An 8,636-nucleotide genomic window follows, 5' to 3' on the forward strand; every position below is an offset into this window, starting at 1 on the left:
ATTGATGTTTGTTTTAGGTTAAAGAAAATAAATCAGATTGATTAACCATGTACACTTTATCTTATATGAATAATTTTTTTCGCAAGGAGTGCAATACCTAATTAATTCACCTATTTTAAGGGGAAAATGATGACATACAATCAGCTTCACTCTCCCGAAACAAAATATCCATCATGGAAATCCCATGATGCTCCATTATTTATCATCCTTGGTCAATCTAACAGCTATGGTCATGGCACACAATTGCCACCAAATAAAAGGATTACTCAAGGTTTAAATAATGTATTCACTCTATCTCTGCCAGAGGTCTATAGCACTCACTTTTCCAAAATTCACTGGACAGGATTAACCAGCTTCGGAAATGCCAATATTGGTGCCCCCACCGGTTTACCTCGCGGTAACCAAAATCATCCTTACAATGCAGCCAACCGCTTTGCTAAATTTTGGCAAGATCATATCAATCAGGGCAATGCACTGTACTTACCAGATCTCTACGTAATTTTAATGGGCTGGGGAGGACAAGGAATGTATCTGGATAATTCCCCTGATAACCGCTGGGCACCAGAGCGTGATGCCAGGGATGTGGAGTCCCTCTATCCCCGTGCAATTAGAACCTTACGCATGGCAATCCAATCATTGCGTAATATGGGCAAAAAACCGCGTATTTTGGCTATTCATTGGAATCAATGGGAAGCAGAAACAGAGAGTTTAGATGCAGCCAAAGCATCGGAGATGAATTTTACCCGCATTATTACAGGTATTAACGATGCTATTGGCTCTCATAATATTCCGTGGCGGTTATATTACCCACTTTCAGTCGCTTTTGACCCCATCAATACCAGCTATGTGAATGAAGCAATTAAAGATGTTATTGCCGCTGCACCTAAATATCGTACTTTAATTGATGCAAGGAATTCGCCAAATTACACTGGCATCGCTTCTGAATATGGCATCTTCCTACCCGATGAAATGCATTATAATGGCAAAACTCAAACCTGGTTCGCCCAACAAGAATGGGAACGGATTTTGACTGGTTATCGCGGCAATGAAATATAAATAATATGGCGGTTAATGCCGCCATACAAATTAATATATCGTTTGGCCTATTCTATTTAGGCTGCATTATTTTAGATATTCACCACTACGAAGGGCTTCAATACGCTTATCCAATGGTGGATGAGATAAGAATAACTCACTGAAACTCTTACCTTTACCATTAATACAGAATGCCATCATGCTCCCCTCTTCCTGGGGTTCATAACTGGTCTTAAGACGTTGCAATGCCGCAATCATTTTTTCGCGACCAACCAATTTCGCTGATCCGGCATCCGCATGGAATTCACGGTAACGGGAGAACCACATAGTAATAATACTTGCCAGAATACCAAATACGATCTCCAACACCATGGAAATCACCATATAGACGATTGGGTTACCATTACTGCTGCTTTCACTTTCATCATCGCTACTGGAAAGGAAACTCGCAGCAGCCTGTGCAATGATACGTGAAATAAAGATGACGAATGTATTCACGATACCCTGCAACAATGTCATTGTAACCATATCACCATTAGCAATATGGCTAATTTCATGTGCAATGACGGCTTCAGCTTCATCACGGCTCATATTGTTCAGTAGCCCCGAACTAACAGCAACCAAAGAAGCATTACGGCGCGCCCCTGTAGCAAATGCGTTAATATCCAAGGCATCATAGATAGCCACTTGTGGCATAGTAATTCCAACTTGATCCGCCTGACGACGTACAGTTTCCATCAACCAAGCTTCAGTTTCGTTGGAAGGCTTTTCAATAACCTGACCACCAACAGAACGCAAAGCCATCCATTTCGACATCAACAAAGAAATGAATGCACCACCAAAACCAAACAAACCAGCCATAATCATGAGGCCAGCAACACTGCTCCGCTGAACTCCTGTAAGTGAAAGTATTATTCCAAACACCACCATGACAGCAAGGTTTGTGAGAAGGAACAAGGCAATTCTCATCATATAAATTTGCTTCCTTTAATTATCAAACAGTTCAACTAAGCGTTAAGCCATAAGATGGGGATTAACCCCATATTATTCAAGTTTTTTAAGACGTTAAGCGATAGAAACAACATAACTTTACAATATAATAAAAAGGCCAGCTATCAAGCCGACCTTTTATCTATAACGAATTTTAAAACTATCTCATTACAGCCATTTCAGCAGGCTGATGCGCCAAATCCAGGGCAATTTTTACAGATTCATCTAAATAAGGATCGGGCCCTTTATAATCTTTTGGTAAATCATCAAGCGATTTGAGCAGTTTTTTACCTTCCCGTTTAAAGCGTTCATTAAGAAGATTCAATTTGTTTGTTTCGTATTCCTTGTTTTCTTTCTCTCTTTGAGCATAGTTCAAGGAATAAACGCCTTTACGTTCTTTGATGACTTTATAGTAAGCAATATCCTGTTTGATATATTTAAACTCAGGATCATTAGCAATTCGTTGATTATGCAGCTTAGTCAATAGCGGGGTTAACTCTGAAATCACTTTCGAGGAAGTATAATGCGCAGGCTGAATGCTATCCCAAGGTAACGCATTATCCTCTTGACTTTCCCCTATTTCAGACGGTTCTTCTCCCGTCGGCATAATGATATCAGGCGTTACCCCCTTAAGCTGGGTGCTACCCCCATTTATTCGATAGAATTTCTGGATCGTGTATTGTACAGAGCCAATTTCAGGCCACTCAGGTCGTAGCATTTGATCATAAATACGATTCAAAGGACGATATTGCTGAACAGTACCCTTACCGAAAGAAGGCTCTCCCACAATTAATCCACGGCCATAATCTTGCATCGCAGCCGCAAAGATTTCAGATGCAGAAGCACTTCTATTGTCAATCAGAACGACCAGAGGCCCTTTATAGTATCTTGCCTCATCTGTATCTGCCTCCACTTTAACTCTACCGGTATTGTCCCGAATCTGGACAACGGGGCCAGTAGGAATAAATAAGCCAGATAACGATACAGCTTCTGTTAGCGCTCCACCACCATTGCCGCGCAAATCAATAACAATCGAGGCAACCCTCTGTTTGGTGAGTTTCTGCAACTGCACTTTTACATCGTTAGTCAAGCCGACATAGAAACTGGGTATATCCAGAACACCAACCTTCTCTTTCCCTACCGTTTTCACCGACATCTTGACAGCATTATCTTCAAGACGGATATTCTCGCGAGTTAAGGTAATTATGTGGTTTTTTGCCCCTTTTGTACTCGGAGTGATTTCAAGGCGGACTTTACTCCCCTTCGGCCCTTTAATAAGAGCAACAACATCTTCCAAACGCCATCCAACAACATCGACAATTGGCTTGCCTACTTGCCCAACACCAGTGATTTTATCTCCAACTTTCAATAAATTGCTTTTGGCTGCCGGACCGCCTGCAAGCAATGAACGAATGGCAATATACTCATCATCATATTGTAAAACAGCACCGATGCCCTCAAGAGATAAGCTCATCTCTGAATTAAACTGTTCTGTATCACGAGGAGAAAGATAACTGGTATGCGGATCTATTTCACGGGCGAAAGCCATCATAATGCTTTGAAAAACATCCTCACTCTTGGTTTGTGTGAGGCGTTTTAATAACGTCCGATAGCGCTTAGTCAGGGTTTCTTTAATTTCTTTATCGTCTTTTTTGCCGGATAACTTGAGGTTTATCCAATCAAATTTGATTTTGGCATCCCAAAGCCTATCCAACTCTTCAACACTCTTTGGCCATGGTGCTTTGATACGGTCGGTTTCAATGGTGTCATGACCGTTTAAGTCAACGGGTTGTTCTAAACGAGAGAGCACATATTGATAACGTTCAAAACGGCGCTTTTGCATCAGATTAAATAGATCATAAGGCAGTTTTAGATCGCCATTTTCAAGCTCTTTTCCTAATTCTCCCTTTTGAGATGCAAATGGGGCGATATCAGATGCCAAAAAAACATTGTGTCCATAATCCAGTTGATTCAGGTAACGATCAAAAATTTTTCCTGAAAAATCTGCATCCAAATAAAACTGACGATAATGAGAACGAAGGAAGCGGGAAACAATCCGCTTACTTACTGTGGAATGCTGTGGTTCCGGTTTTAAATCTGGCAGTTGGCTCAGGCTGATAACAGCCGTATTGTGACCACTAATGACATTAGCGTTAGTAGCGTGGCTACCACTCGCGACATTAATAGTATCTGCATAACCTATACCAGAAAATGATAGACCTAAAACGAAAGCCAATGTAATGAGTTTGTTCATGCCCAAGTTGGCCTCCGTATCAGAACTTTAAGTGTTCTGCGCGTACAATCATTGCTAAACCAGTAGGTAACTGCACTCTGACACCATCTTTTGCAATTTCAAGCACAGATGCATCCATTAAGCTTTTTCCTACGTTTACTTTGATAGTCTGACCGACTTTCAAAGAGGATACGTCAGTGACTGAGTTTAACTCAGGTTGTGCAATTTTCTTTATGGTTTTATCTACTGGTTTACGCGATTGTTGCGGGCGGTTTTGCGAACGCACCGGATGTTTTTCACCATCATCTGATCTCTTTTGACGGTGAAGAGCCGGCTTTTTATTCACTGGGCGTTCATTTTTCTTGTCAGATACGTTTTCAGTTTCACGTTTCTTGGCACGCTGTTCAGATCGTTGAGCTTGTACCCGTGCTTTCGCTTCTGCCAGTTGCTGACGCGCATGTTCAATATGTTCAATTTCCAGCTCGCCACACATGTTTCCGTCAAGGTCAACACGCTGGGCGCCTTCTTTTACACCATAGAGATAACGCCAACTGGAGGTATACAAGCGCAAAGCAGAACGGAGCTGTGTTTTACTCAAACACTCCTCATCCTGAATACGTTCAACGATGTCCTGGAAGATCCCGATCTTCAAAGGACGTGCTTCACCTTCTGCTACAAAGCAAAGCGGGAAGCGCTCAGCCAAGAAAGCAATGACTTCTTTACTACTGTTCAACTTAGGTTGATTTTCCATGAAATTTCCTGATTACAACGGTTTTGCCAACCAGCGCAGGCATGAACAGGCGACATTATAATAGCGTTGCTGATAAATGCCACGTTATACGTATGTTAAGTTACGTTCTGTTGTAGATATTTTGACACAACACATTGTTCCAAATGGTTACAAAGCCTGATAACTAGCGCTCTCAAGCCATTTTCATCATTCTCGTCAAACCGATCAAAAACCGTGCTATCAATATCCAAAACGCCAATAACTCGCCCATTGATTTCTAAAGGAAGTACAATTTCTGCATTACTGGTGGCATCGCAGGCTATATGACCGGGGAAAGCATGCACATCAGAAATACGCTGTATACTCTTATTTGCAACAGCCGTTCCGCATACACCTTTTCCTACAGGAATACGAACGCAAGCGATCTTACCCTGAAATGGCCCTAAAACTAGGGTATCATCATCAACCAAATAAAAGCCAACCCAATTAACATTATCCAAACATTCGTATAACAATGCGCTTGTGTTAGCAAGAGAAGCGATAAGATCGTACTCCCCTGATAGCAGAGCCATCAGACTATCTGCTAGCTCTTGATAAAATTCATTCTTATCCATAAGCTCCTACGCAATAGACAATATTTAACAAAACAAAAACAATTATCTTACATAAAATTTTTATCAAATTTAACAGACTATTTCTAAGCATAATCTGCCACTATGATTTAAATTTTCTTTCAGAATACCGTCTCTCTTCCTGAATTTAAATTTTCTTTAATTATTTTTACCAGTATTCACTTGTAAAATTTAGGGAGATATCACAGCTTATTTAAAAACTAACGTGACTTTATCCCAGAATCGTGTCTTGTTACTTTAAACACAAGCAAAAAAAGGCCGAGTTTACTCCTCTACTCGGCCTAGGGAAAATAGCTCTATCAAAGAGCCTTGCGCTAAAAGTTGCCATATGAGACGTAGAACAACTTACGACTTAAAGCGTAGTTGACATACAATGATTTACCAAGTTTTAACCATTACTGGTTAGATGGATGGTCACATAAAGCCAATGCCGCTTTCTGGAATGGCTCAACGCTCATTTTTTGATTGGGATGATCGGGATCATTTAAAAGTATTGTCTCTAATGATGATGCAATCACTTTATTGGCTTGCATAAGTTGTGTTGCTCGATCATTCAACGGATATTGCATCAATGTGCTGGGATTTATCACAAACAACGCGCCATTTGCTCGACAATCAAGCATAACCTCTTCGCGAGTAAATGCCCACTGTTTGCCAAACTGTAGCTTGCTAATGGTTTTTATTGGTGTAGCCACTCCCTGAAAAGAGAGAAGCAAAAGAGGCAAAGCCCAAAATAGTCGTTTCATTATCTTTCCCCTGATAGATACATGCCGTGATTTTATCGTTAATTTTCCTGTTTATGTACCCAGATTTGCACCAATCATTCAAGAATCACGCAGGAGGTTGCGTTGCAAAAATCGCTACGCACAACAATGCGGTTGTACCCAAAATAATTTCCAGCCAGCTATTGATTATCAATTGCTGATAGCACCTTTTCTGCTTTAATTTGGGAACGAGAATATAGCGGTTAATCAAAGCTAAAAGAACCATTCCAATAACCAGCACTATTTTTAACCATAGCATAGATTGGTATTCAGACAGAACTCGACTGAAAATGGGCCAATCTGGAATGAGAATCACACTACTCACAATTCCTGTCACAATCACCAGAAACACGGCAAAATGCCCATAAAGAGAGAATTTCCTCATGGCTATTACGCTATCTGTATATAGGTTAGTCGCATCAGGAGATAAGTTTGTTTCTGTTGGCTGTCGTAATCGCAAGAATTGCAGACACACTAAGAATGGCCACAATCCACCAAACCAGTAACCTGCGCTGAGTAAATGAATAACCTGATTGGCTTGAAGTAATAGCCCCATGCTTCCTTCATACATAGCTGCATGTCCAATGAACGCATGGCTTGAAAGTAAAATAATCGAGCAACCTAACAACAGGAAATTTCTGACTTTAATATTGGAAAGGAACAGTCCACCAACAGCAAGTACAGCTATCAATAACTGCCATCTCCATACTTGCCCAAAAGAGGTTCCCAAGACGGCCAGCCAGATATCCAGAGCATAAACATCACACCAGCCATCCCCCATTAATCCAGCCTGTACAATAAACCAGATAATTGAGGTTATCAAAGTCAGCACAGTGCTGATTAAGACTCCAACTTTTAACCGTTCTCTCATTAGGATCGAGAAATGTCCAGAAACAAGCATTACGGTGAATAAGCTAAGGCCGAACATCAACATGACGACCACAAAATGAGAGAAACGGCAGAATATGTATAGCGCCTCTAGAGAGATCATTATCTTACGGTAAAACTATAAATGCCTTTTGTTTTATGGCCATCGACAGAGAGTACACTCCAGTCAACACGGTATTTTCCCGCAGTAAGTTTGTCTTCAACTGGCAGGATTAGCTTGGTTTTGGTTTCAGGATCGAGTTCCAACTTACCTGTTTTAACGACGGCTCTTTCTGGGCCAATCAATTTTACCTTACTGAATCCAAGTTCAATACGTTCTGAGAAGTTCAAGGTGATAGTTTGTGGGGCAGCTTCAACCGTTGTATTTTCTGCGGGAGTCTGATCTTTCAAATGTGCATGGGCCAAAGCCTGCTGACACGACATGCCGACAAACAGAACCACAAGAGCAGATAATTTGGTCCAGAATGAACGGATGTTAAAAATAAACATACAGATAACCCTTTAATATGTAGATGAATTTTTATACTTGAAGGGAGATTCTATACCAAAAAATCTGTTTAATCTGCGGTAATTGACGAGTAATGTCCTGACCTGTGAGACACTACGCAAAAATGGGATAAAAGAGGGAGAACCGTAACTCCGGTTCCACAATGCATGAAAAAACACGCAAAGAAACGGGAGTTACGATGGAAAAACAGATCAAATTGAAAGAAGAAGGCTATATCAGGCGTGTGCTGGCGCCATAGACAAACCCTTAAGCTCTTTATCCAACAGGAACAGAGCTTTTCCGCCTTCACCCACCATATCCAGTTTGTCCAGAATGGATTTGAACAGTTTCTCTTCTTCATGCTGCTCCGCAACATACCACTGCAAGAAATTAAACGTAGAGTAGTCTTGTGTCGTCATCGCTACATGGGCAAGTTTATTGATCTCTTCTGTGATCAATTTTTCATGCTCATAAGTCTGATTAAATACATCAGAGATAGACTTGAATTCTACAGGAGGAGCCTGAATAGCGCCTAATACAGGCATTGAACCAGTGTCACCCAAATAATCAAACAAGCGTTGCATATGTTGCATTTCTTCCTGTGAATGAGTCTTTAAAAACGCTGCTGCGCCTTCATATCCCTTATCACTACACCATGCACTCATTTGCAGATATAAATTCGCAGAATAAAATTCCAGGTTTAATTGCTCATTTAATTTTTTGATCATTTCTTGTTTTAACATCGGCCAACTCTCCTAATAATTTATTAAACTTGGCGTATTATGCCAATTAAAATAACATAATACAAAAACAAAATAAAAATATATAATCGATTGATAAATAATAATTTATTTACAAAATTCAACAAGAATAAATC

General features: G+C 40.5%; 9 protein-coding genes. 1 reads left to right on the forward strand and 8 read right to left on the reverse strand.

Features of this window, described 5'->3' with window-relative positions; translation table 11 throughout:
* Positions 1-126: 126 nt before the first annotated feature.
* Complete coding sequence (locus IQ209_RS01950) at positions 127-1,056, forward strand: hypothetical protein (RefSeq protein WP_228005646.1); 930 nt, start codon at positions 127-129, stop codon at positions 1,054-1,056.
* 66 nt (positions 1,057-1,122) lie between these two features.
* On the opposite strand, the gene htpX is transcribed toward IQ209_RS01950, so the two are convergent.
* From htpX to ftnA, 8 genes are all read right to left on the reverse strand, one after another.
* Positions 1,123-2,007 carry a protease HtpX gene (htpX, locus tag IQ209_RS01955; RefSeq protein ID WP_193848467.1) on the reverse strand — a complete coding sequence of 295 codons (885 nt, stop codon included), beginning with the start codon at positions 2,005-2,007 and terminating at the stop codon, positions 1,123-1,125.
* A 178-nt stretch (positions 2,008-2,185) separates the two neighbouring features.
* Entirely contained in the window at positions 2,186-4,279 is a 2,094-nt protein-coding gene (gene prc, locus IQ209_RS01960) for a carboxy terminal-processing peptidase (protein ID WP_193848469.1), read from the reverse strand.
* A gap of 19 nt (positions 4,280-4,298) precedes the next feature.
* On the reverse strand, positions 4,299-5,009 hold the full coding sequence (gene proQ, locus IQ209_RS01965) for an RNA chaperone ProQ (RefSeq protein ID WP_193848471.1): 711 nt from the start codon (positions 5,007-5,009) through the stop codon (positions 4,299-4,301).
* 95 nt (positions 5,010-5,104) lie between these two features.
* Entirely contained in the window at positions 5,105-5,602 is a 498-nt protein-coding gene (locus tag IQ209_RS01970) for a GAF domain-containing protein (RefSeq protein ID WP_193848473.1), read from the reverse strand.
* Positions 5,603-6,015: 413 nt separating this feature from the next.
* Complete coding sequence (locus tag IQ209_RS01975; protein ID WP_193848474.1) at positions 6,016-6,366, reverse strand: YebY family protein; 351 nt, start codon at positions 6,364-6,366, stop codon at positions 6,016-6,018.
* Positions 6,367-6,451: 85 nt separating this feature from the next.
* Positions 6,452-7,375: a copper homeostasis membrane protein CopD gene (copD, locus tag IQ209_RS01980; RefSeq protein WP_193848475.1), complete on the reverse strand. Its 924-nt coding sequence runs from the start codon at positions 7,373-7,375 to the stop codon at positions 6,452-6,454.
* Positions 7,375-7,761, reverse strand: a complete 387-nt coding sequence (gene copC, locus IQ209_RS01985) for a copper homeostasis periplasmic binding protein CopC (RefSeq protein ID WP_193848476.1) — start codon at positions 7,759-7,761, stop codon at positions 7,375-7,377. The genes copD and copC overlap by 1 nt, the downstream gene beginning before the upstream one ends.
* A gap of 234 nt (positions 7,762-7,995) precedes the next feature.
* Entirely contained in the window at positions 7,996-8,502 is a 507-nt protein-coding gene (ftnA, locus tag IQ209_RS01990; RefSeq protein WP_189759205.1) for a non-heme ferritin, read from the reverse strand.
* Positions 8,503-8,636 lie beyond the last annotated feature (134 nt).

The sequence above is a fragment of the Xenorhabdus sp. BG5 genome, from assembly GCF_015163665.1.
In the GTDB taxonomy this organism is placed as follows: Bacteria; Pseudomonadota; Gammaproteobacteria; order Enterobacterales; family Enterobacteriaceae; genus Xenorhabdus.

Excerpts from the sequence above, each read along its gene's own strand:
- IQ209_RS01950 (WP_228005646.1), top strand. The coding sequence starts at position 127 with ATGATGACATACAATCAGCTTCACTCTCCCGAAACAAAATATCCATCA.
- htpX (WP_193848467.1), bottom strand. The coding sequence starts at position 2,007 with ATGATGAGAATTGCCTTGTTCCTTCTCACAAACCTTGCTGTCATGGTG.
- prc (WP_193848469.1), bottom strand. The coding sequence starts at position 4,279 with ATGAACAAACTCATTACATTGGCTTTCGTTTTAGGTCTATCATTTTCT.
- proQ (WP_193848471.1), bottom strand. The coding sequence starts at position 5,009 with ATGGAAAATCAACCTAAGTTGAACAGTAGTAAAGAAGTCATTGCTTTC.
- IQ209_RS01970 (WP_193848473.1), bottom strand. The coding sequence starts at position 5,602 with ATGGATAAGAATGAATTTTATCAAGAGCTAGCAGATAGTCTGATGGCT.
- IQ209_RS01975 (WP_193848474.1), bottom strand. The coding sequence starts at position 6,366 with ATGAAACGACTATTTTGGGCTTTGCCTCTTTTGCTTCTCTCTTTTCAG.
- copD (WP_193848475.1), bottom strand. The coding sequence starts at position 7,375 with ATGATCTCTCTAGAGGCGCTATACATATTCTGCCGTTTCTCTCATTTT.
- copC (WP_193848476.1), bottom strand. The coding sequence starts at position 7,761 with ATGTTTATTTTTAACATCCGTTCATTCTGGACCAAATTATCTGCTCTT.
- ftnA (WP_189759205.1), bottom strand. The coding sequence starts at position 8,502 with ATGTTAAAACAAGAAATGATCAAAAAATTAAATGAGCAATTAAACCTG.